Here is a 22,880-nt window from a genome sequence, read left to right on the forward strand (position 1 = left end):
CGTCAGAGCAGCTCGAGGTTGCTCTTCAGCTCGAACGGCGTGACCTGACCGCGGTACGCCTCCCACTCCTTGCGCTTGTTGCGCAGGACGTAGTTGAAGACCTGCTCCCCCAGCGTCTCGGCGACCAATTCGGATGCCTCCATGTACTCCAGCGCGTGATCCAGGCTGGCAGGAAGCGAGGCGTAGCCGAGGGCTCGACGCTCGGCGTCGCTGAGCGCCCAGACGTTGTCCTCGGCCTCCGGAGGCAGCTCGTAGCCCTCCTCAATGCCCTTGAGTCCTGCGGCGAGGAGCAGTGCGTAGGCGAGGTACGGATTGGCGGCCGAGTCGATGCCGCGGTACTCGATGCGCGACGAGCCGCTCTTGTTCGGCTTGTACATCGGAACGCGTACCAGCGCCGACCGGTTCGTGTGCCCCCACGTCACGAAGCTGGGCGCTTCGTCGCCGCCCCAGAGCCGCTTGTACGAGTTCACGAACTGGTTGGTGACCGCTGCGATCTCGTTCGCGTGCTTGAGGAGGCCCGCGATGAACTGCCTGCCGGTCTTGGAGAGCTGGTACTTCGCACCCTCTTCGTAGAACGCGTTGCGCTCGCCTTCGAACAGCGACATGTGCGTGTGCATGCCGCTGCCCGGGTGGTTGCTGAGCGGCTTCGGCATGAACGTGGCGTACACGCCCTGCTCGATCGCGACCTCTTTGATGACCGTGCGGAAGGTCATCACGTTGTCCGCCATCGTCAGCGCGTCCGCGTAGCGCAGGTCGATCTCGTTCTGCCCTGGGCCGCCTTCGTGGTGGCTGAACTCGACCGAGATGCCGAGGTCCTCGAGCATCCGCACCGAGCGCCGACGGAAGTCGTGCGCCGTGCCGCCGGGGACGTTGTCGAAGTAGCCGGCCGAATCGACGGGGACGGGACCCTCGGGACCGTAGTTCGAGGACTTCAGCAGGTAGAACTCGATCTCGGGATGCGTATAGAACGTGAACCCGGCATCCGCCGCCCTGGCGAGAGTGCGCTTGAGGACGTGACGGGGATCGGCGACGGCCGGCTGGCCGTCCGGGGTCGTCAGATCGCAGAACATGCGGGCGGTCGGATCGATCTCCCCGCGCCACGGCAGCGTCTGGAACGTCGTGGGGTCGGGCTGAGCGAGCAGGTCCGACTCCGAGGTCCGCGTGAGGCCCTCGATCGCTGAGCCGTCGAAGCCGATGCCCTCCGCGAACGCGCCCTCGACCTCGGCCGGAGCGATCGCCACCGACTTGAGCGTGCCGATGACATCCGTGAACCACAGGCGGACGAACTTGACGCCGCGTTCTTCGATCGTTCGCAGAACGAAGTCCCGCTGCTTGTCCATGCTCATCGTCAAGAATCCCACCCGTTCTCTGCTGCTTCTTCTTCTGCCCACGCCGCCGCGCGACGCTTGACGACTTCGGTGGCGTCGGCAGCCTCCTCCGCCGTGTCGAAGGGTCCGATGCGGTCGGTCGACGGCGAAATCATGCCGAACTCGACCTCGCCGGTCACGGAGTTGTACCAGTACTTGTGATCGTTGTCCGGCATGGCGGATCCCTTCGTAAGCTCCTGTCACGATCCTACTGTCGCCCGGCCCGCTGGGTAGGCTATTGCTCATGGCAAAAGCGATCGGCGTCGACATCGGCGGCACAGGTATCAAGGCAGGCATCGTCGACCTCGAGCACGGGACCATGGCGTCCGATCGTGTGCGCGTTCCGACGCCAGAAGGCGCATCACCGCAGGACGTTCTGATCGCCGTGCAGACGGTCCTCAAGACGCTCGACGTGCACGAATCGACGCTGCCCCTCGGCGTCGCGTTCCCCGCGATCGTGAAGCGCGGCAAGACCCTGTCCGCGGCGAACGTGTCCAAGCAGTGGATCGACTTCGACGCGGAGCAGTTCTTCCGTGACGGCCTGCAGCGCAACATCGTCTTCGTGAACGACGCGGACGCCGCCGGCGTCGCCGAAGCGCGACACGGGGCCGCACGCGACGTCATCGGCCTGACCCTCATGACGACTCTCGGCACCGGCATCGGCTCGGCGTTCCTCTACAACGGAGTGCTCGTCCCGAACACCGAGCTCGGACACCTCAACTTCGGAACGTACGAATCGGTCGAGCGCTGGGCGGCCACATCGGCGCGCGAGCGCGAAGGCCTCAGCTGGGAGCAGTGGGCGGAGCGCCTCCAGGAGTTCTACGCGCACATCGAGTTCCTCTTCAGCCCCGACCTGTTCGTGGTCGGCGGCGGCGTGTCGAAGAACGCCAGTGACTTCCTGCCGCTGCTCGACCTCAAGACCCCGATCGTCCCGGCGATCCACCGCAACAACTCCGGAATCATCGGCGCCGCATCGCTCGCGGGCGACTAAGCTCCGCGCCGCGGGACGCGCAAGATCCTGCGACGACGGCCCCGGCATCCTGTCTCGGATGCCGGGGCCGTCGTCGTTGTGAGGTGAATGGGTCGGCCTGTACGCCGGGTTCTGTTCCGGGGTTCTTCGCCCCTTCGACGGTCATCTCTCTCGGCGGCACGTTGCCGTGACGCTCCAGCGGCCTACCCGAGGACTCGGCGAGCCGCGTCATCATCCTCTGTCTGGCCTTGCTCCGGGCGAGGTTTACCTGGCGGGCCGTGTCACCACGGCCCCCGGTGGTCTCTTACACCACCCTTTCACCCTTACCCCTTGCGGGGCGGTCTGCTCTCTGTGGCACTGTCTCGCGGATCACTCCGGGTGGGTGTTACCCACCGCCCTGCTCTGCGGAGCCCGGACGTTCCTCGGTGCGGTCTCCCGCCACGCGACCGTCCGGCCGGCCCATTCACGCCACCAGTCTACTTCTCGGCCGTATCGGCTACACGCAGGTCCAGCGGCACATCCAGCGGGAACGAGCCGAACAGCCGCTCCGTCGCCACCGCCGCGGCTTCGCGCACGGCATCCGCCGCCTGCTCGGCCGCCTCGGCCGGCACATGCAGGATCACCTCGTCGTGAAGGAAGAACGCGAGATGCGCGGTCTGCGCGAAGGGACCGGATGCCGCGGCAGGGGCCTGCGCGGCAGGCAGCGCCTGCAGCCGGTGCCGGATCTCGGCGAGCCAGATCAGCGACCACTCGGCGGCTGTGCCCTGCACGACGAAGTTGCGGGTGAAGCGTCCGCGTTCGCGCGCGCGCCGCCGCGCTTCGCGGACCAGAGCCGGGGTGGCATCGGCACCGCTCGCTGCGGCTTGGACCGCCAGCCAGGCTGCGGGAGGCTTCGGCGAGGAACGCCCCAACCAGGTCGAGACGACCCCGCCGTCCTCGCCAGTGCGCGCCGCATCGTCGACCAGACGCATCGCCTTCGGGTACACCTTGCGCAACCGCGGTACGAGGCGGCCGCTGTCGCCGGTGGTCGCTCCGTACATCGCCCCGAGCACCGCGTACTTCGCCTCCTCCCGACTGGCGACGGCTCCGGATGAGACGACGCCCTCGTACAGGTCGCGCCCCCTGGCGGCCTGAGCCATCGCCTCGTCCCTCGCGATGGCTGCCAGCATCCGCGGCTCCAGTTGCGCGACGTCGGCGACCACGAGTCGCCACCCCTCGTCGGCGCGGACGGCGGGGCGCAGCATGCGCGGCAGCTGCAGCGCGCCGCCGCCCGCGGACGCCCATCGGCCAGTGACGACGCCGCCGGGGATGTAGACGGGACGGAACCGGCCGCCCTGCACCCAATCGGCGAGCCAGGTCCATCCGTTGGCGCTCAGTAGCCGCGACAGCCTCTTGTAGACCAGCAGCGGCGCGACAGCGGGGTGGTCGTACTCCGCCAGTTCCCAGCGGCTCGTCGACTCCGCGAGCACTCCGACCCTGTGCAGCGCGCGCAGCACCTTCTGCTGGCTGTCGAGGTTCAGCTGGTCGTCGCCGAGCTCCGTGCGCACCTGCCGCGCGAGCTCGGCCATCTTCGCCGGCACGCCACCTCCGCGCCGTTCGCCGAGCGTGTCGATGAGGATCCGCTCGTGCGTCGCCGCGTCCCACGGCAGACCGCCCGCACGCATCTCCTCCGCGATGAGGCCGCCCGCGGATTCGGCGGCGCACAGGAGCGCCAGACGGCCATCCGGCGCCGCCGACAGCACGAGAAGCTGCGCGCGATACTGTTCCAGCACCTCGCCCACTGGATCATGCGTCGCATCCGCCGCCAAGGCGTCGAAGAGCGTCGGCGGCTCGATCTCGGTCGCGGTGGGGATCCACGCGCGCGACGGAGCGAGCGGCTCGGAGAGCAGCGCCGTGTCCCGGAGGATCGCGTGGCACAGTACGAGGTCGTGCGTGCGCGTCAGCGCGACTCCCGCGCTCAGCAGCGCCGGATAGACCGCCCGTGCGCTGCGGATGACCCAGCGCGGCTTCGATTCCGCGTCCGCTGCACGGATCCACGCGGGCGCTGCGGCGTTGGCGATCACGTGACGCTCGAGCTCGGCGCCCTGAGCATCCAGTTCCACCGCCGTGTACGCTCCGCCCGTCTCGACGAGCGCGATGCGTCGTTCAGCGCTGCGCGACACCGTGCGGGGCGCGCAGGAGCTTCACAGCCCGGATTCCTCGGTGCGCACGAGGATGCAGCCGCACTCGGGGCACGACGTGATCTGGTCGGCCGGAGCCTGACGGATGGTGGTGAGGTCGATACCGGAGAGCACCATGCGGCAGCCTTCGCACGTGCCGGCGCGCAGAAGTGCCGCGCCGATCGTCCGAGAGGCGCGTCGGGTGTAATCCGCGAGCAGCGCCGCGTCGATGCCGGCGACGATCGCCGAGCGGTCGCGTGCGAGGTGCTCGCCCTCGGTGGTGGCCGCGGCGATACCGGCCTTCGCCTGAGCCGTGAGCTCGGTGCCCTCCGCGGTGGTCGCATCGATCAGCTTCTGCTGAGCCGCGACCGCCGTCTCGGCCTCCTCCACGCGCGCCATGACCTCGAGCTCCTGATCCTCGAGATCACTGGTGCGCCGCGCGAGGCTGGCGAGCTCGCTCTCATACGCCTGCGCGTCCTTCGGGTTCGTGGCTGCGGCGAGGCGCTCCGCGTCGCGCGCACGCCGCTGCTCGACGACGGCCACGTCGGCTTCGAGACGGCGCAGTTCCGCCGCCGCATCGTCGCGCGTCCCCGCCAGTGCGGTGAGCTCTCGCAGCTGCGCCTGACGGATCGCGGAGAGTTCGTTGATGCGCGCGGCGTTCGCGGGCTGCGTACGGGCGCGTTCCGTCTGCTGGATGCGACGATCCAGGTCGGCGACATCGAGAAGGAGGCGCTGCTGTTCGGGGCTGGCGTTCACGTTCCCAACCTAGTCGCTGTCGACGACATCGTTCAGCCCGGTACGCCGTCCACGTAGAACCATTCGCGTCCCTCCCGGACGAAGCGGCTGCGCTCGCGCATCGAGCCGGCGACCCCGTCCTCACGGAAGAAGGCCTCGAACACGACGATCCCGCCCCGATCGAACGGACCGCCGTGCGACGTCTCGAGCACATCGAGGCGCGTCCATCGGATGCCGGCGTCGAGGTCGAGGTCGACCGGTCGCGTGGACGGATGCCATGTACGCAGCAGGTGCGCGGCGTCGCCTCTGGCGAACGCCGTGAAGCGCGAGCGCATCAACCGTTCAGCGGTCGGCGCCGCTGCTCCATCGAGCAGCGGACCGCAGCAGTTCTCGAACGTGTCACCGGACAGGCAGGGGCAGCGCATGGATCCATTCTCGTCATTAGGCTGGATGAACGCGTTCGACGAAGGAGACCCGATGACATCGCTGCCCACGTTCACCGCCCACAACGGCTTCGCTCTGCCGGCGATCGGCCTGGGTACGTACGGGCTGAGGGGCGCAGCCGGGGCTGCGGCCGTGGCTGCCGGCATCGATGGCGGCTATCGGCTCGTCGATTCCGCCTTCAACTACGAGAACGAGGGCGCCGTCGGGCGCGGAGTCGCGGACGCACAGACGCCGCGCGCCGATGTGATCGTGACGTCCAAGCTCCCCGGGCGCCATCACGCGTCGGCACAGGCGACGTGGAGCATCGAGGAGAGCCGCTATCGCCTCGGGCTCGATGCGATCGACCTGCACCTGATCCACTGGCCGAACCCGAGCCAGGACGAATACGTCCAGGCCTGGACTGCACTTGTGGACGCGCAGCAGCGCGGCCTGGTCCGCCAGATCGGCGTGTCGAACTTCCTGCCCGAGCACCTCGAACGTCTCGAGCGGGAGACCGGCGTGCTCCCGGTAGTGAACCAGATCGAGCTGCACCCGTACTTCCCGCAGACCGAGCAGCTGGCCTATCACCGCGAGCACGGAATCCTCACCGAGGCCTGGAGCCCGCTGGGCCGCGCACGCGATCTGGTCCACGAGTCCGTCATCACCGAGATCGCTGCCGCGCACGGCATCAGCCCTGTGCAGACGATCCTCGCCTGGCACGTCGCTCGAGAGGTCGTCTCGATCCCGAAGGCATCGTCCGTCGAGCACCAGCAGAGCAATCTGGCCGCGGCATCCGTGGCGCTGGCGGATGCCGAGGTCGACGCCATCACCGCACTGGGGCGTGAGGACGGCCGGCTCTTCGACGCGGATCCGCGCACGCACGAGGAGTCCTGACCCCCACTAGACTGGTCAGAACCAGGGCCTTTAGCTCAGCTGGTAGAGCGCCACGTTTACACCGTGGATGTCGTCGGTTCGATCCCGGCAGGGCCCACCGAGAAAGTGTTGGGTTCGCGCGGGTCTGACTGTTCGCGGAAACCTGTGGGCGGCCCCCGGTGGAATGTCGAGCATTCCTGCCGTTAGCCGCATCCTCGCCCGGACGGGGCGATTTCGGACGCCTGAAGTGTCGACACCTTGCCGCGATCGGTTTGCTGTCGGTGCAAAGGCGCGGGGTCATGCGTCACCATCCGGAGGAGGCGTCGATGACTGAGCCGATCACGCATCATCCGTCCGGCGTGAACCGGCGCAACCTCCCGAAAGCCTTGGCCCGGTCGCTGCCGGTCGCAGCCTTTGCTGTCAGCCCTTCGGAGATGAAATGACTGCTCACGATTTGCACCGAGAGGTTCTTCCCATCCCGGACCGGAAGCCGGTCGGTGTGGCCACTTTCGCCGCGACCGATCCGGATACCTCCTATCCACCCATCGAGCCGTTACGCCCACCCGCTGGCGCACCGAACGTCGTGGTTGTGTTGCTGGATGACGTGGGGTTCGGTGCATCGAGTGCCTACGGTGGCCCGTGCAGCACTCCGACGGCAGAACGCCTGGCCGCTGAAGGTCCGCGGTACACCCGGTTCCACACCACGGCGCTGTGTTCACCTACGCGCGCGGCGATGCTCTCGGGGCGCAACCATCACGCGGTAGGAATGGGAGCGATCACCGAGTTCGCGACCTCTGCGCCCGGGTACAACTCTCTTCGACCGAACACGTGCGCGCCGTTGGCTGAGATCCTCCGGTTGAACGGTTATTCGACGGCGCAGATCGGCAAGTGCCGCGAGGTCCCCGTGTTCGAGGCGAGCCCGATCGAGCCCTTCGATCATTGGCCGAACCCCGGCGGTGGTTTCGAGTACCTCTACGGCTTCATCGGCGGCGAGAACAACCAGTGGTCCCCCGCACTGTACGAACAGACCACGCCGATCGAACCCCCCGCGACTCCGGAGCAGGGGTATCACCTGATGTCCGATCTGGCCGACAAGGCGATCCTGTGGACGCGCACCCAGAAGTCGGTCGCTCCGGACAAGCCGTTCTTCAGGTATCTCGCCCCTGGCGGTATGACACCAACACGGACTGGTCGCAAGCGAGGGACCTCGCGGCGGAGCATCCGGAGAAGCTGGCAGATCTGCAGCGACTGTTCCTGAAGCGGCCAAGTACAACGTTCTCCCGCTCGACCCGCGCGCGGCTGAGCGGTTCAATCGCGAGCTGGCAGGACGCCCTCAGGCCGTCATCGGCAACACCCAGGTGCTCTACGGGGGGATGCATCGCATCCAGGAGAACGCATTCATCAACATCAAGAACCACAGTCACTCGGTCACAGCGGAGATCGAGGTGCCCGAAGCCGGCGCCCAAGGTGTGATCATCGCCCAGGGAGGTGATTTCGGAGGCTGGTCGCTGTACGCGAACGAAGGCAGACTGCGCTGCGCCTACAACTTCATGGGCGTGCAACGCACCTGCATCGGGAGCGAAACCGAGATCGCTGCCGGAACCCACCAGGCCCGCGTCGAGTTTGCGTACGACGGGGGCGGCATCGGGAAAGGTGGAACTTTGACTCTCTATCTCGACGGCGACCATGTTGGGGAGGGGCGGATCGAACGCACACATGGCATCTTCTTCTCGATGGACGAAACCGCCGATATTGGCATCGATGCTGGAGCCCCGGTCTCGGAAGACTACGGCCACGGCGAGAGCGCGTTCACCGGCACCGTTACCTGGGTCCAGATCGACGTCGACGCGGCCGCCGTCAACGACCATCACGTCGTCACTTCTGATCAACGCTTCCGGCTGGCGATGGCCCGGCAGTAAGTCTTCTCAGACAGTGCGTCCTCCCTCAGGTCATCATTTGTCGGGGGCGCAGTTTCGGAGTGGTCGGCTTTCTCATTAATGAGGTGATCGAGTTGTGGGAGAGCTACGGGTACGGGACGTTCGCGTCCGGGTTCCTCGCCGCGATCCAGGTCATGGTGGAGCTCCAGGGCGTCGTCGGACACTGACTCAGGCACTCGCCCCCCGGTGTGCGCCGAGGTCGTGGAACAGGGCTAGGCTGTTGGCGGCGCGCGTTGTGAAGAGCCGACAAGGCTCCCCGTGTCGCTTCCCGTTTCATTGGCAAGACCTGCCAGCTTGACGAAAGGCTCCACCGTGACCGTCCACGATCAGGATCCGTACTCCCAGGGCTCTCTCGACAGCGATCCGGAAGAGACCGGCGAATGGCAGCAGTCTCTCGACGAACTCGTCGATGCCAAGGGCCACGGCCGCGGGCGCGAGATCATGCTCAGCCTGCTCAAGCGCTCCAAGGATCTGCACCTCGGTGTGCCGATGGTGCCCACCACGGACTACATCAACACCATCGCGACCGAGAACGAGCCGGCCTTCCCCGGCGATGAGGAGCTCGAGCGCCGCTACCGTCACTGGATCCGCTGGAACGCGGCCATCACGGTGCACCGCGCGCAGCGCCCCGGCATCGGCGTCGGCGGTCACATCTCCACCTACGCCTCGGCGGCATCGCTGTACGAGGTCGGTCACAACCACTTCTTCCGCGGGCAGGATCACCCCTCCGGCGGCGACCAGATCTTCTACCAGGGCCACGCGTCCCCCGGCATGTACGCCCGCGCCTTCCTCGAGGGCCGCGTCACCGAATCGCAGCTCGACGCCTTCCGCCAGGAGAAGTCCGGCGCTCCCAATGGGCTGCCGTCCTACCCGCACCCGCGGATGATGCCGGAGTTCTGGCAATTCCCGACGGTGTCGATGGGCCTCGGCCCGATCAACGCGATCTACCAGGCGATGACGAACAAGTACCTCGCCAACCGCGGCATCAAGGACGTCGCCGACTCGCACGTCTGGGCCTTCCTCGGCGACGGCGAGATGGACGAGGTCGAGTCCCGCGGCCAGCTGCAGGTCGCCGCCAACGAGGGTCTGGACAACCTCACGTTCGTGATCAACTGCAACCTGCAGCGTCTGGACGGCCCTGTCCGCGGCAACGGCAAGATCATGCAGGAGCTGGAGAGCTACTTCCGCGGCGCCGGCTGGAACGTCATCAAGGTCGTCTGGGGCCGCGAGTGGGACGATCTGCTCGCCCGCGACACCGACGGCGCGCTGCTCAACCTCATGAACGTCACGCCGGACGGCGACTTCCAGACGTACAAGGCCGAGAACGGCGCCTACGTCCGTGACAACTTCTTCGGCCGCGACGAGCGCGCGCTGAAGCTCGTCGAGGGCTACAGCGACGACGACATCTGGAAGCTGCGCCGCGGTGGTCATGACTACCGCAAGGTGTACGCCGCGTACAAGGCCGCGATGGAGCACAAGGGCCAGCCGACGGTCATCCTGGCGAAGACGGTCAAGGGCTACGGCCTCGGCCCGCACTTCGAGGGCCGCAACGCGACCCACCAGATGAAGAAGATGACGCTGGACGACCTCAAGCTCTTCCGCGACACGATGCACATCCCGATCACGGACGCGCAGCTCGAGGCCGACCCGTACCGTCCGCCGTACTACCACCCCGGTGCACAGGACGAGACGATCCAGTACATGCTGGACCGCCGCCGCGATCTTGGCGGCTTCCTCCCCGAGCGCCGCAGCACGCACGTCGACCTCGCCCTCCCTGAGGACAAGGACTACGCACTGCTGAAGAAGGGCTCCGGCAACCAGGAGGTCGCCACCACGATGGCGTTCGTCCGGATGCTCAAGGACCTCATGCGCGTCAAGGGCTTCGGTCAGCGCATCGTCCCGATCATTCCCGACGAGGCGCGCACGTTCGGCATGGACGCGTACTTCCCGACCGCGAAGATCTACAACCCGAACGGCCAGAACTACACCTCGGTCGACCGCGAACTGCTCCTCGCGTACAAGGAGAGCCCGCAGGGTCAGATCATGCACGTCGGCATCAACGAGGCCGGTGCGACGGCTGCGCTGACGGCGACGGGCACGTCGTACTCGACGCACGGCGAGCCGCTCATCCCGATCTACATCTTCTACTCGATGTTCGGCTACCAGCGCACCGGCGACGCCTTCTGGGCCGCCGCCGACCAGATGGCACGCGGCTTCGTGATCGGCGCCACCGCCGGACGAACCACGCTGACCGGTGAGGGCACCCAGCACGCCGACGGCCACTCGCCGCTGCTCGCCTCGACGAACCCGGCGACCGTGACGTACGACCCGGCATTCGGGTACGAGGTCGCGCAGATCGTGCAGGCCGGACTCGAGCGCATGTACGGCGGGACGCACTCCGACCCGAACGTCATGTACTACCTCACGGTGTACAACGAGCCGATGAAGCAGCCCGCCGAGCCGGAGGATGTCGATGTCGACGGCATCCTGAAGGGCATCCACCGCATCTCGGTCGGCCAGGGCGACGGACCTCGCGTCCAGCTGCTCGCCTCCGGCGTCGGTCTGCCGTGGGCCCTCGAGGCTCAGGAGCTGCTCGCCAACGACTGGGGCGTCGTCGCCGATGTCTGGTCCGTAACCAGCTGGAGCGAGCTGCGCCGTGACGGCCTCGCCGCGGACGAGCACAACTTCCTACACCCCGAGGAGGAGCCGCGGGTCGCCTACCTGACCGAGAAGCTCGCCTCGACCGAGGGTCCGATCGTCGCGACGAGCGACTTCATGCACGCCGTGCAGGATCAGATCCGCAAGTGGGTTCCCGGCGACTACTACACGCTCGGCGCCGACGGCTTCGGCTTCGCGGACACCCGCGCTGCCGCACGTCGCTTCTTCAAGATCGACGGGCCGTCCATGGTCGTTCGCGCCCTGCAGGGCCTGGCCGACCAGGGACGCCTCGACCGCTCCGTCATCGGACAGGCGATCGCGAAGTACGATCTGCACAACGTCAACGCCGGATCGAGCGGGAACGCCGGCGGCGAGAGCTGAGCCGACGGTGACAGGCTCGTCCCCCTCCTCGATGGACAAGACAGCGACGCTCGCGTGGCTGCGCCGGATCTCCGGCGACATCGCGACGGTGACGATCAAGCGCCTGGAAGACACCCTCCCCTGGTACGCCGACATGCCACCGGCCCGCCGCTCCGCGGTCGGGCTGGTGGCGCAGGCCGGCATCACGTCGTTCATCCAGTGGTACGACGACCCGACGTCGACGCCGTGGATCGCCGCTGATATCTTCGCCGCCGCACCACGGGAGCTGCTGCGCAGCGTGAGCCTGCAGCAGACTCTCCAGCTCATCCGCGTCACCGTCGAGGTCACCGAGGAACGCGTGGCGGGCAAGGGCGAGCATCTCCGCGAAGCGATCCTGCTCTACTCCCGTGACGTGGCCTTCGCCGCCGCAGATGTGTACGCCCGTGCCGCCGAGGCGCGCGGCCTGTGGGACGCCCGCCTCGAAGCACTCGTCGTCGACTCGATCCTCACCGGTGAAGCGGACGAGGAGCTGCCGAGCCGAATCGCCGCGCTCGGATGGCACGGTCACGGTGAGGTCAGCGTGATCGTCGGCACGACGCCTGCGCAGTTCGACATCGATCAGGTCAGACGCACCGCTCGCAAGCTCGCCGTCGACGTGCTGGTCGGCGTGCAGGGGTCGCGTCTCGTGCTCGTCGTCGGACGTGCGCACGACGCGGACCACGAAGGCGTCGAAGACGAGCTCGCCTTCGACGAGATCGCGGCGCGGCTCGAGCCGTCGTTCGGTCCCGGCTACGTCGTCGTCGGCCCTGCCGTCGCAGCGCTGGTGGATGCCGGGCAGAGCGCTCGCGCGGCCCTCGCCGGATTCGCCGTCGCGCGCGCGTGGCGGGGTGCCCCGCGCCCCGTCGAGGCGGACGACCTGCTTCCGGAGCGCGCTCTCGCCGGAGACCCGCTCGCGAAGCACACGCTGGTCGAACGCATCCACCGTCCCCTGCAGGCGCACTCCACCGACCTGGTCACGACGCTGTGGAGCTACCTCGACAACGGCCGATCGCTCGAAGCGACCGCCCGCGAGCTGTTCGTCCATCCGAACACGGTCCGCTACCGACTGAAGCGCGTCAGCGAGGTCATCGGCTGGGACGCGACCGGTCCGCGCGAGGCACTGATCCTGCAGACGGCCCTCATCCTCGGCTCGATCGGCACGGTTGAGCCGAGCAGACGGCGCTCGAACCCCCGCCGGCCCCGCTGACCGCTGTGCGCCACACACAAGGGATCTTCGCAATCTTGTGAGAGATCCCCCACTGTCCGGCGCGGATCGTTGGCAGACTGGACTGGTGATCGTCGTCGCCTGCCCTGGACAGGGCTCTCAGACCCCCGGCTTCCTCTCCCCCTGGCTCGAATTGGACGGCGTTCCGGAGCGTCTCGCGGCGTACTCCGAGGCTGCGCAGGTCGATCTCGTGCAGCACGGGACCGTATCGGATGCCGACACGATCCGTGACACGCGCATCGCGCAGCCGTTGATCGTGGCCGCCTCTCTCATCGCCGGACAGGAGCTCGAGAAGCGCGCCGGTCGGCGCGCGGACGGCATCGCCGGCCACTCGGTCGGCGAGATCGCCGCCCTCGTCGGCGGCGACGTCATCGATGCCGAGACCGGCATGCGCCTGGTCGGCATCCGCGGTCGTGCCATGGCGGATGCCGCGGCACAGGTCCAGACCGGCATGAGCGCGGTGCTCGGCGGCGACGAAGAGGCGCTGCTCGGCCGCCTCGCCGAACTCGACCTCGCGCCGGCGAACTACAACGGCGGCGGTCAGATCGTCGTCGCCGGGGCCATTCCCGCTCTCGAGGCCCTCGCGGCCGAGCCGCTCAAGGGCACCCGTGTGATCCCGCTGCAGGTCGCTGGCGCCTTCCACACTTCCTACATGCAGTCCGCCGTCGAGACGCTGCGGGATGCCGTGGCGGCCGTCGAGGCATCCGATCCGTCGCTCACGCTGTGGACCAACCGCGACGGCACGGTCGTCACGAGCGGCGCGCAGGCGCTCGATCTCCTCGTCGGTCAGGTGGCGTCCCCCGTGCGCTGGGACCTGTGCATGGCCTCCTTCGCCGAGCGCGGCATCACCGGCCTCATCGAGCTGGCGCCGGCTGGCGCCCTCACCGGGCTCGCCAAGCGCGGCCTGCGCGGAGTGCCGACCGTCGCCGTCAAGACCCCCGAAGATCTCGATGCAGCCGCAGCGCTGCTGAACGGAGCAGCCGCGTGAGCGTCACACTGAAGCAGGCAGCCGGGCCCGCGTACACCCGGATCTTCGCGTACGGAGCGGCGCGCGGTGAGAATGCGGTGCCGAACGAGGACCTCATCGAGCCGATCAACTCGAGCGACGAGTGGATTCGTCAGCGCACCGGCATCATCACCCGTGCGCGCGCCGTCGCCGAGACCGACGCGATCGATCTCGCGACGACGGCTGCGGCCGAGGCCATCGAGCGCAGCGGTGTGGACGCCGCCGACGTCGACCTCGTCATCGTCGCCACGATCAGCAACCCGAAGCAGTCACCGTCTGTCTCCGCGATCGTCGCGGACCGCGTCGGCGCCAACCCTGCGGCGGCGTACGACATCAACGCGGCGTGCGCGGGCTACGCCTACGCGGTCGCGCAGGCCGATGCCCTCATCAAATCCGGTGCCGCGCGCTACGCCCTCGTGATCGGCACCGAGAAGCTGTCCGACATCGTCGACCCCGCCGACCGCAGCATCTCCTTCCTGCTCGGCGACGGCGCGGGCGCCGCCCTGATCGGACCGAGCGAGACCCCCGGCATCGCGCCGGCCGTCTGGGGATCCGACGGCTCCAAGGCGGATGCCGTCGGCATGAACCACACCCTCACCGAGTTCCGTGACGGCTCAGCACCCTGGCCGACGCTGCGGCAGGAGGGCCCGACGGTCTTCCGCTGGGCCGTCTGGGAGATGGCCAAGGTCGCCCGCGAGGCGCTCGACGCCGCCGGCATCGAGGCTGCGGATCTCGCAGCCTTCATCCCCCACCAGGCGAACATGCGCATCATCGACGAGTTCGCCAAGCAGCTGAAGCTGCCGGAGACCACGGTCATCGCGCGCGACATCGAGACCACGGGCAACACCTCGGCCGCCTCGATCCCGCTCGCAAGCCACCGCCTGATGGCCGAGCACCCCGAGCTGTCCGGCGGCCTCGCCCTGCAGATCGGCTTCGGTGCCGGTCTCGTCTTCGCCGCACAGGTCGTCGTCCTGCCCTGATCCGTGCCCGTGGTTGCCTAGACTGTTCCACGGTTCCGATTACAACCCGCAAGAAAGAGGAAGACCACATGGCTTTCACCAACGATGAGGTCCTCGCCGGCCTCGCAGAGCTCATCACCGACGAGACCGGCATCAACGCCTCCGAGGTCGCGCTCGAGAAGTCCTTCACCGACGACCTCGACATCGACTCGATCTCGATGATGACGATCGTCGTCAACGCCGAGGAGAAGTTCGGCGTCACCATTCCGGACGACGAGGTCAAGAACCTCAAGACTGTCGGTGACGCAGTCAGCTTCATCGTCGCCGGCCAGGAGTAAGACCTGACGGATGCCACCCCCGCGTCATGCGGGCGTGGCATCCTCCGGCTCGCTCCCGCGCCTCCTGCTCCACTCCCGCTCGAAGGAACCACACCCCATGACCAAGCGCATCGTCGTCACCGGCATCGGCGCCACGTCCGCGATCGGCGGCACGGCTCCCGAGAACTGGACCAATCTGCTCGCCGGCATGTCCGGAGGCCGCACCCTCGAGCACGAATGGGTCGCCGAGCTCGAGCTGCCCGTCACCTTCGCCGCGGAAGCGATCGTGCGGCCCGAAGAGGTGCTCGCCCGTCCGGTGGCCAAGCGCCTCGACCCCTCCTCGCAGTTCGCGCTGATCGCTGCCATGGAGGCCTGGGAGGATGCCGGGTCCCCCGACGTCGATCCTGAGCGCCTCGGCGTCGATTTCGCCACCGGCATCGGCGGCGTGTGGACGCTGCTCGACGCGTGGGACACACTGCGCGAGAAGGGCCCGCGTCGCGTCATGCCTATGACGGTCCCGATGCTCATGCCGAACTCCGCGGCCGGCAACCTCTCCCTGCACTTCACGGCCCGCGCCTTCGCCCGCACCGTGGCCTCCGCCTGCGCTTCCAGCACCGAGTCGCTCGTGAACGCGTACGAGCACCTCAAGGCCGGCCTCGCCGATGTCGTGATCGCGGGCGGCACCGAATCCGCCATCCACCCGATCACGATCGCGTCCTTCGCCTCGATGCAGGCGCTCTCGCGCCGCAACGACGACCCGTCGACCGCATCGCGCCCGTACTCCGCCGACCGCGACGGCTTCGTGATGGGTGAGGGCGCTGCCGTCCTCATCCTCGAGACCGAAGAGCACGCCAAGGCACGTGGGGCCAAGATCTACGCCGAGCTCGTCGGCGGCGGTGTGACCGCTGACGCCTACCACATCACCGCGAACGCACCGGAGGGTGCGACGCGCGCCGTGAAGCTCGCGCTGGAAGCCGCCGGGCGCACTCCGGACGAGATCACGCACGTCAACGCGCACGCCACCTCGACGCCGGTCGGCGACCCCAACGAGTACACGGCGCTGAAGAACGTCATCGGCGATCGCGTGCACTCGGTCCCGGTCTCTGCGACGAAGGCCTCCACCGGCCATCTTCTCGGCGGCACCGGAGCGCTGGAGGCGATCTTCACGGTGCTCGCGATCCAGAACCGCGTCGCGCCGCCCACGATCAACCTCACCACGCAGGATCCGGAGATCCCGCTGCTCGTCTCGGGCGAACCGCAGCCGCTGGGCGATGGCCCGCAGCTCGCGATCAGCAACTCGTTCGGCTTCGGCGGCCACAACGCCGTCGTCGCATTCTCCGACTACGAGGGCTGATCCTCGCAGACGTCGGCCCCGACCCGGTTCTCCGGTTCGGGGCCTTCGTCGTGCGGGGCGGGATTCGCTTTCTCAGCATCCGGGTTCGTTCACCGGAGTCCGATACCGGCGCCTCCAGGCGCCCCGGGTCTCTCCGGCCGGATCAGCCGACCTTGTGCAGCCAGACGACTCGCGCATCGTCGCTGGCGTGGCGGAACGGTTCGAGTTCCTCGTCCCACGCCGAACCGAGGGCGACATCGAGTTCGCGCTGCAGTTCGACGGCGCTCCCCGCCGCGATCTCCATCGCGTACCGGATGCGGTCCTCGCCGATCACCATGTTGCCCGCGGCATCCGTCTGGGCGTAGTGGATGCCGAGATCAGGGGTGTGCAGCCATCGACCGCCATCGCTGCGCGGGGTCGGGTCCTCCGTCACCTCGAAGCGCAGGTGCTCCCACCCTCGCATCGCGGTGGCGAGAGCGGCACCGGTTCCGACCGGGCCGTCCCAGTAGAACTCGGCACGTCGAGAGCCTTCGAGAACGGGCTGGTCGGCCCAGTCGAAGTTCACCGCACGACCGATAGCGCGTCCCACCGCCCACTCGAGGTGCGGGCAGAGCGCGCGAGGTGCGGAGTGGATGTACACCACTCCGCGTGCGTAAGCCGTCGCCATGATCTCTCCGTTTCATCAGGTGCGTCTTCCCCAACGACCTGAACCCCACGAAGAAGTGGCGAGATATGCGGTTATGCGCCCATTCTCTAGCACGAAGGCGGAAATCACAAGCATGTGATTCCCGCCTCCGCGTGAGGAGTGGGAAACTCAGGCCTCGCTCATGGCCTGCTTGACCTGCTGACCCTTCGCGGCGTAGTACGCGGCACGAGCGGCATCCTTGCGGGCCTGCTCTGCGTAGCCGGCCTCGAGCACGTCCTGCGGGAGCTCGAACTGCGTGTGCGAGCCGGTTCCGTTGTACTTCTCGATGTAGGCGTCCAGCTCGGGTCCTGACGTCCACGAGGTGATGAGGTTGTAGCGCGGTTCGGTGCCGACGTGCGTCGCGGCGTGCCAGAGACGCTGCGTGTCGATGATGAGCTGTGCGCCGGCCGGCAGCGCGATGCGCACCTCACCGGCAGGGTCGGTGCGGTTCTCACGCAGCACGAAGAAGCTGTCCTTGTCGTCCGTGAGGTTGAAGAACCCACGGACCACCCACCCGGTGCCGTCCGGGTTCAGTCGGTTGTTGTCATCCTGGTGCAGGTTGTAGAGGCACTCGCCGTAGGTGTTCGGCTGCAGCTCGATAACACGGCAGCGGCCGACGTTGGCACCCGGCTCCTGCGCGCGGCGCGTGAGGTTCGGCGCCTTGGCGGTCTGCTCGTCGATCCACACGCCGTCCTTGTCGGTGCGCGGCGGCTTGTGGTTCCAGAAGCCGTTGCACTCGATCTCGCCCTTGGCGCTGGCGAGCGGCGCGAAGCGGGTGTCGCCGGAGGACTTCCAGTCGACGTACTCGATGTCGAGCCATTCGGCCGGGTCGAGCGCCTGGTTGTAGCTGTCGAGCACGACGAAGCCGGTCTCTTCGAGGGCTTCGGACTTGATGTATCCCATGATCGAGTCATGTCCTTTCATCGGGGGCCAGCACGTTTTAACAGGCCCTGATAAGGCAAGCCTAACAGCGAGCTTCGGGAGCGCAGTGGATCTCGACCGTGCAAAATGCGCGCGGGCTAGACTCGATCCGGCGGGTCTCGGATTCCCGCTTTTCCGGAGGCATCACTCAGTCATGGCAACGGCCACCAACGTCGAAGCGACCGCAGTAAACACGATCGAATGGCTCGCAGCCCCGGCCACGACCATCGTCGTGCCGGTGTATCAGCGGCAGTACCGCTGGGATATCGGGGCATGCGAACGGCTGCTGTCCGATGTCAGGGCCGTCGCCGGTGAGGACGACGCGCACCGGCACTTCATCGGTTCGATCCTGTCCGCGCAGGATGCGACGGATCGCGATCTGATCCTCATCGACGGCCAGCAGCGCGTCACGACCCTGATGCTGCTCGTCGCCGCCCTCCACCACGCGGTACGCGGTCACGATGAGGTCATGGCCGGCGAGTTGGAGCGCGTGCTCGTCCGCGCGGACGACCGACGACGGACGAAGCTGCGCCCTCATCACGCCTGGGCCGACCTCTACGAGAGCGTCGTACTCGATCACCGGGACGATGCCGATCGCGAGTCGCGGTTCGACGACAACTACGCCTTCTTCCGCAGCCAGGTGCACGCGGACGAGGCGCCCCGCATCTGGCGCGGTCTGAAGAAGCTCGAGCACGTGTCGATCACGCTCGGCATCCAAGCGAACGCGCAGCAGATCTTCGAGAGCCTGAACTCCACTGGCGAGCCGCTGCGAGACCACGAGTTGATCCACAACTACATCCTGATGGGGCTCACGCACGCCGAGCAGCTCGACGTGGAGGAACGGTTCTGGCTCCCGATCGAACAGCACACCGGCGAGGCGATCGGCGCCTTCTGGCGCCATTACCTCGTCATGCGCATGGGTCGCGAAGTCGCAGCGAACGGCGAACACGGCGTGTACAGCGCGTTCCGGCATTCATTCCCGCGCGTCGACGTGGCACACCTGGAAGCGGATGCCGCGGTGTGGCGTCATTTCGCCGAGATCTACGGCATCCTGCTGGATCCGTCGCGAGAGCAGGATGCCGACGTCCGCCGTCAGCTGCAGTTCGTGAACACGTTCGGACGCGCCGCGTATCCGCTGGTCATGAGCGCGTACAGCGACCACGCCAACGGGCTCCTCACGCGCGAGGAGTTCATCGAGACCCTGGAGTGGGTGCAGGCGATGTACCTGCGCCGCGCGATCGTGAACCTGCCGACCGACCGTCTGATCGCCCGACTGTGCCGGGCCAGGGCCGCCGGCCACGATGAGCTCGCACGCGCGATCGCACGCATCACGCCATCCGATGAGCGGGTGAGCGCCGTGCTGAAGTACGCGGAGCTGCCGCATGCCGCGTACGTGCTCGGCAGGCTCGAGGGCGTCGACGACGTCGCGGACTTCGATCTCGAGCACATCGTTCCCGCCGCGCCCGGCGACACCTGGTCCGGGGACGGCATCCGTCCGTGGAGCGAGCTGACCGAGGACGAGCAGAACAGCCATCGCGCGCTCGCGCCGACGCTCGGAAACATCACGCTCCTGGAGCAGCCGCTCGCGGAACGCGTGTTCGGTGCGTCGTTCCCCGCCAAGCAGCGGGACGCCTACGCGCGCAGCGGTGTCGACGCCACGCGCGCTCTCGCCGACGCGGCCTCCTGGGGAACCGCGGCGATCGCGCAGCGCACGGTCCAGCTGACCGCGGCGTTCGTGCGGATCTGGGCGCGTCCTGAGCTGTCGGAGATCGATGACGACGGTCTGACGCCGGTCCTGGACGCCGTGCGACGCCGCGGGTGGCCTGCGGGCTGGGATCGCGAGTTCTCCTACGTCGAGTACCGGGGTGAGCACTGGGACGTGCGCGACGTGAAGTACCTGTTCAATCGCGTGTTCCGGCGGGCCTGGACCGACGACCGCGCAGCCGCGCTCTCGTACAGCGCCCGTCATGGCGGGCCGATCTACGATGCCATGGCCTGGAAGGGGCACTGGGACGAGCTCGACGAGACCCACTTCCTCTACATGGGCTGGGACTCGAACTACATGATGAACGCGGTGCAGGGCGTCCTCGAGGAATCGGGCATCGCGGCCGAGGTCTTCGTCAAGTACTCCTACATCGGCGATGTGATGTGATCACGGCCGCGGCATGCGGCCTCGCGTCGGCTTACTCCCGCGGGACGAGCACGTCAACCCACTAGGCCGCCCTCCGGTCGCTTCCTATTGTGGAGAGACCACCACGAGAGGAGCCGATCATGTCGAACCAGTACCCGCCCCCGTTCCCGATTCCGATCACGCCGGACGATGCGGATGCCGAAGCACCGGTCACGCGCGAGGTCGACGGCGACGAGATCCTCGATGAGGACATCGACCCGAACCGCGTCGACAGCGCCGAGGCGGATCGCCTGGCTGCCGGAGGCACCGAGGAGGAGGATCTGTGAGCGACCCAGGAACCCCGGAGGAGCAGTCCGGTGAGTCGATGCCCTCGGACGACGAACTGACGGAGCCGAGTACGGAGAAGGAGCCGGCGGAGGAGCCCGAAGCGCCGTCGCGTGACGAACCGGAGCCGAGTCACGAAGCCGTCGGAATCGGCGTCGTCGGACGACCGCAGGTCGAAACGGAAGCAGAAGACCAGGAGACTCAGGAGCGCAGCGAATCGGCCACCTGACGCAGAGCCTGCGCCGATCGGTGCAGCAAGGACGCCTCTTCCTCTGAGAAGGTCGTCGCACGGATCGGCACGGCACCTGCCGCACTGACCACGGAGGGAACAGAGAGCGCGACGCCGTCGACGCCGTGGAAGTCCTCCAGCACCGTGCTCACCGGCATCACCGCATGCTCATCCCCCAGGATCGCCTCGATGATGCGGGCGCTCGACAACCCGATCGCGTAATTGGTCGCGCCCTTGCCCCGGATGACCGTGTAGGCGGCGTCACGGACGTCGACGGCGATCGCGTCGAGTTCGTCGCGACTGATGCGCGGGTGCGTCGGCGTCTCCCATTCCAGGATCGGAGCGGTCCCGATCGTCGCCTTCGACCACAGCGGGAACTCGGTGTCTCCGTGCTCCCCCACGATGTGCGCGTGGACGCTGGAGGTCGACACTCCGGCCCGTTCAGCGAGCTTCCAGCGCAGCCGGGACGTGTCGAGGACAGTGCCGGAGGCGAAGATGCGCTCCCGCGGAAGGCCCGTCGCCTCGTGGGCGAGGACCGTGAGCACGTCACAGGGATTGGTGACGATGACGAAGACGGCATCGGGTGCGACTTCCAGCAGCTGCGGCATCATGCTGCGGATGATGCCGGCGTTCACAGCGGCGAGCTCGATGCGCGTCTGCCCGGGGTTCTGCTTCGCACCAGCCGTGATCACGACGACGTGGGATCCCGCCACGAGAGAGATGTCGCTGCCGCCGACGATATCGCTCGACCCGGTGAACTGCGTGCCGTGGGCGAGATCGAGCACCTCGGCCTCGACCTTCTCCGTCGCGATGTCGTACAGCACGACATGGCGGGCGGAGCCCCGGATCAAGGCGGCGTACGCCACGCTCGATCCGACGCTGCCCGCTCCGACGACGGTGACCTTCGAGTTCTCGATGACAGCCATGTGGGGCCGGTGGGACTTGAACCCACGATCGTCGGGTTATGAGCCCGCTGCCTTGACCAGCTTGGCCACGGCCCCGTACGACACCAGCCTAGCGGTGCCCGCGAACGCTACCGCGCGGTCGCGGACTCGTGCGTCTGCACGTGCGCGAGATAGATCTCGGCGTTCGCGATCAGCCCCGCACGTTCCTCGTCTGTGAGGACGCGGCGCACCTTCGCCGGAACACCGGCGACGAGCGAGCCATCGGGCACCTCTGTTCCGCCGAGGACGACCGCACCGCCCGCGACGAGGCATCCGGCTCCGATCACGGCGCCGGAGAGAACCACGGCTCCCATGCCGACCAGCGAGCCGTCGCCGATGGTGCATCCGTGCACGACGGCGTTGTGCCCGACCGACACCCGGCGCCCGAGCACGACCGGGTGCCCGCTGTCCACGTGCACGGAGACGTTGTCCTGCAGATTGGTCTCCGCGCCGATGGTGATGGATGCCGAGTCGGCACGCAAGACGGCGTTGTACCAGACGCTGGCGCCGGCCTCGAGAGTCACGGCGCCAACCACGCGCGCGCCGTCAGCGACGAAGACGTCGTCGGCGATCGCGGGTGCCCGCTCCGCGAGCGCGATGATGGATGCCGATGACGAGATGCTCATAAGGCGAGACTACCCTCAGAAGCGCGTAATTCCGCGGGATTTCGCGCTCATAAGCCGAGCCTCAGCTTGCTTGCGGAATGTCTGAGGCTGAGTACGGTTGTGTTCATCAGGTACGAAGAAGACGTCCGGGAGGAACCAGAATGAGCAAGGCACAGACCATTTCCACCACCGCCAGCGACCCGACGGTCGCCGCAGCGGCAGCACAGTTCCTCTCGCCGGTCGTCCTCGGGCTGCAGGCGCTGACGATCAACGGAAAGCAGGCGCACTGGCACGTCCGCGGCGCCAACTTCATCGGTGTCCACGAGCTGCTCGACACGATCGTCGCCCACGCCGGCGACTTCGCCGACACCGCCGCGGAGCGTATCGTCGCTCTCGGCCTGCCGATCGACGCTCGCGTGAGCGCGGTCGCCGCGAAGGCTCCGAGCACCGGCGTTCCCGCCGGCTTCGCGCAGTCCGACGAGATCATCCGCACGATCGTCGCAGACATCGACGCGATCCTGGTCGATGCCAAGGCCGCCATCGATGGCCTCGACGAGATCGACCTCACCAGCCAGGACGTGGCGATCGAGATCATGCGCGGTCTCGAGAAGGACCGCTGGTTCCTCGTCGCGCACGTCGCAGCGTAGGCATTCCTCGAACGCCCCGGGATCCGATCCCGG

Annotated in this window: 23 protein-coding genes, 2 tRNA genes and 1 other RNA gene; 15 read left to right on the forward strand and 11 right to left on the reverse strand. The window is 67.7% G+C overall.

Features of this window, described 5'->3' with window-relative positions; all coding sequences use genetic code 11:
• Positions 1–2: 2 nt before the first annotated feature.
• A complete protein-coding gene (locus ACWAT3_RS02400) occupies positions 3–1,340 on the reverse strand; it encodes a glutamine synthetase family protein (RefSeq protein ID WP_460795869.1) in 1,338 nt (445 codons plus the stop codon).
• Between the two features lie 8 nt (positions 1,341–1,348).
• Positions 1,349–1,543, reverse strand: coding sequence for an SPOR domain-containing protein (locus ACWAT3_RS02405; RefSeq protein WP_460795579.1), 195 nt, complete (start codon positions 1,541–1,543; stop codon positions 1,349–1,351).
• 68 nt (positions 1,544–1,611) lie between these two features.
• Between ACWAT3_RS02405 and ppgK the strand changes: the two genes are divergently transcribed.
• Positions 1,612–2,358 carry a polyphosphate--glucose phosphotransferase gene (gene ppgK / locus ACWAT3_RS02410; RefSeq protein ID WP_460795580.1) on the forward strand — a complete coding sequence of 249 codons (747 nt, stop codon included), beginning with the start codon at positions 1,612–1,614 and terminating at the stop codon, positions 2,356–2,358.
• 84 nt (positions 2,359–2,442) lie between these two features.
• Here ppgK and rnpB read toward each other — a convergent pair.
• The 4 genes from rnpB to ACWAT3_RS02430 all read right to left on the reverse strand — a co-directional run bounded on the left by rnpB (position 2,443) and on the right by ACWAT3_RS02430 (position 5,656).
• Positions 2,443–2,799, reverse strand: an RNA gene (rnpB, locus tag ACWAT3_RS02415) — RNase P RNA component class A.
• A 14-nt stretch (positions 2,800–2,813) separates the two neighbouring features.
• A complete protein-coding gene (locus ACWAT3_RS02420; protein WP_460795582.1) occupies positions 2,814–4,499 on the reverse strand; it encodes a bifunctional 3'-5' exonuclease/DNA polymerase in 1,686 nt (561 codons plus the stop codon).
• Positions 4,500–4,520: 21 nt separating this feature from the next.
• Positions 4,521–5,252 carry a zinc ribbon domain-containing protein gene (locus ACWAT3_RS02425; protein WP_460795584.1) on the reverse strand — a complete coding sequence of 244 codons (732 nt, stop codon included), beginning with the start codon at positions 5,250–5,252 and terminating at the stop codon, positions 4,521–4,523.
• 32 nt (positions 5,253–5,284) lie between these two features.
• A complete protein-coding gene (locus tag ACWAT3_RS02430; protein WP_460795585.1) occupies positions 5,285–5,656 on the reverse strand; it encodes a YchJ family protein in 372 nt (123 codons plus the stop codon).
• A 52-nt stretch (positions 5,657–5,708) separates the two neighbouring features.
• Between ACWAT3_RS02430 and ACWAT3_RS02435 the strand changes: the two genes are divergently transcribed.
• From ACWAT3_RS02435 to ACWAT3_RS02480, 10 genes are all read left to right on the forward strand, one after another.
• Positions 5,709–6,548 (forward strand): aldo/keto reductase, encoded by an 840-nt coding sequence (locus tag ACWAT3_RS02435; protein WP_460795587.1) that lies wholly within the window; start codon positions 5,709–5,711, stop codon positions 6,546–6,548.
• Positions 6,549–6,572: 24 nt separating this feature from the next.
• A tRNA-Val gene (locus ACWAT3_RS02440) sits at positions 6,573–6,645 on the forward strand.
• Between the two features lie 321 nt (positions 6,646–6,966).
• On the forward strand, positions 6,967–7,785 hold the full coding sequence (locus ACWAT3_RS02445) for a sulfatase-like hydrolase/transferase (protein ID WP_460795588.1): 819 nt from the start codon (positions 6,967–6,969) through the stop codon (positions 7,783–7,785).
• A gap of 115 nt (positions 7,786–7,900) precedes the next feature.
• The gene (locus ACWAT3_RS02450) at positions 7,901–8,446 is read left to right on the forward strand and encodes a hypothetical protein (protein WP_460795589.1); all 546 of its coding nucleotides are present in this window, start codon (positions 7,901–7,903) and stop codon (positions 8,444–8,446) included.
• A 330-nt stretch (positions 8,447–8,776) separates the two neighbouring features.
• Complete coding sequence (gene aceE, locus ACWAT3_RS02455) at positions 8,777–11,503, forward strand: pyruvate dehydrogenase (acetyl-transferring), homodimeric type (protein WP_460795591.1); 2,727 nt, start codon at positions 8,777–8,779, stop codon at positions 11,501–11,503.
• Positions 11,504–11,534: 31 nt separating this feature from the next.
• Positions 11,535–12,728: a PucR family transcriptional regulator gene (locus ACWAT3_RS02460; protein ID WP_460795592.1), complete on the forward strand. Its 1,194-nt coding sequence runs from the start codon at positions 11,535–11,537 to the stop codon at positions 12,726–12,728.
• Between the two features lie 85 nt (positions 12,729–12,813).
• A complete protein-coding gene (locus tag ACWAT3_RS02465; RefSeq protein WP_460795594.1) occupies positions 12,814–13,734 on the forward strand; it encodes an ACP S-malonyltransferase in 921 nt (306 codons plus the stop codon).
• Entirely contained in the window at positions 13,731–14,732 is a 1,002-nt protein-coding gene (locus ACWAT3_RS02470) for a beta-ketoacyl-ACP synthase III (protein WP_460795595.1), read from the forward strand. The genes ACWAT3_RS02465 and ACWAT3_RS02470 overlap by 4 nt, the downstream gene beginning before the upstream one ends.
• A gap of 68 nt (positions 14,733–14,800) precedes the next feature.
• Positions 14,801–15,049, forward strand: a complete 249-nt coding sequence (locus tag ACWAT3_RS02475; RefSeq protein ID WP_017830435.1) for an acyl carrier protein — start codon at positions 14,801–14,803, stop codon at positions 15,047–15,049.
• 97 nt (positions 15,050–15,146) lie between these two features.
• On the forward strand, positions 15,147–16,382 hold the full coding sequence (locus ACWAT3_RS02480; protein ID WP_460795597.1) for a beta-ketoacyl-[acyl-carrier-protein] synthase family protein: 1,236 nt from the start codon (positions 15,147–15,149) through the stop codon (positions 16,380–16,382).
• A gap of 142 nt (positions 16,383–16,524) precedes the next feature.
• Here ACWAT3_RS02480 and ACWAT3_RS02485 read toward each other — a convergent pair whose 3' ends face one another.
• On the reverse strand, positions 16,525–17,028 hold the full coding sequence (locus tag ACWAT3_RS02485; protein WP_460795599.1) for a DUF3145 domain-containing protein: 504 nt from the start codon (positions 17,026–17,028) through the stop codon (positions 16,525–16,527).
• Positions 17,029–17,175: 147 nt separating this feature from the next.
• Positions 17,176–17,949, reverse strand: coding sequence for a hypothetical protein (locus ACWAT3_RS02490; protein WP_460795600.1), 774 nt, complete (start codon positions 17,947–17,949; stop codon positions 17,176–17,178).
• A 172-nt stretch (positions 17,950–18,121) separates the two neighbouring features.
• On the opposite strand from ACWAT3_RS02490, the gene ACWAT3_RS02495 reads away from it, so the two are divergent.
• The 3 genes from ACWAT3_RS02495 (at position 18,122) to ACWAT3_RS02505 (ending at position 20,651) form a co-directional block, all read left to right on the forward strand.
• A complete protein-coding gene (locus tag ACWAT3_RS02495; RefSeq protein ID WP_460795601.1) occupies positions 18,122–20,119 on the forward strand; it encodes a DUF262 domain-containing protein in 1,998 nt (665 codons plus the stop codon).
• 119 nt (positions 20,120–20,238) lie between these two features.
• Positions 20,239–20,424 carry a hypothetical protein gene (locus tag ACWAT3_RS02500; RefSeq protein WP_460795603.1) on the forward strand — a complete coding sequence of 62 codons (186 nt, stop codon included), beginning with the start codon at positions 20,239–20,241 and terminating at the stop codon, positions 20,422–20,424.
• A complete protein-coding gene (locus ACWAT3_RS02505) occupies positions 20,421–20,651 on the forward strand; it encodes a hypothetical protein (RefSeq protein WP_460795604.1) in 231 nt (76 codons plus the stop codon). Before ACWAT3_RS02500 ends, ACWAT3_RS02505 begins: the two co-directional genes overlap by 4 nt.
• On the opposite strand, the gene ACWAT3_RS02510 is transcribed toward ACWAT3_RS02505, so the two are convergent.
• The 3 genes from ACWAT3_RS02510 to ACWAT3_RS02520 form a co-directional block, all read right to left on the reverse strand.
• Positions 20,624–21,577, reverse strand: a complete 954-nt coding sequence (locus tag ACWAT3_RS02510) for an L-lactate dehydrogenase (RefSeq protein WP_460795606.1) — start codon at positions 21,575–21,577, stop codon at positions 20,624–20,626. The two genes, ACWAT3_RS02505 and ACWAT3_RS02510, sit on opposite strands and share 28 nt — an antisense overlap.
• A gap of 1 nt (position 21,578) precedes the next feature.
• A tRNA-Ile gene (locus ACWAT3_RS02515) sits at positions 21,579–21,652 on the reverse strand.
• A 32-nt stretch (positions 21,653–21,684) separates the two neighbouring features.
• Entirely contained in the window at positions 21,685–22,221 is a 537-nt protein-coding gene (locus ACWAT3_RS02520; RefSeq protein ID WP_460795607.1) for a gamma carbonic anhydrase family protein, read from the reverse strand.
• 140 nt (positions 22,222–22,361) lie between these two features.
• On the opposite strand from ACWAT3_RS02520, the gene ACWAT3_RS02525 reads away from it, so the two are divergent.
• Positions 22,362–22,847, forward strand: a complete 486-nt coding sequence (locus ACWAT3_RS02525; RefSeq protein ID WP_460795609.1) for a Dps family protein — start codon at positions 22,362–22,364, stop codon at positions 22,845–22,847.
• The last annotated feature ends 33 nt before the right edge of the window (positions 22,848–22,880 follow it).

It is taken from the genome of Microbacterium sp. GXF0217, assembly GCF_054798195.1.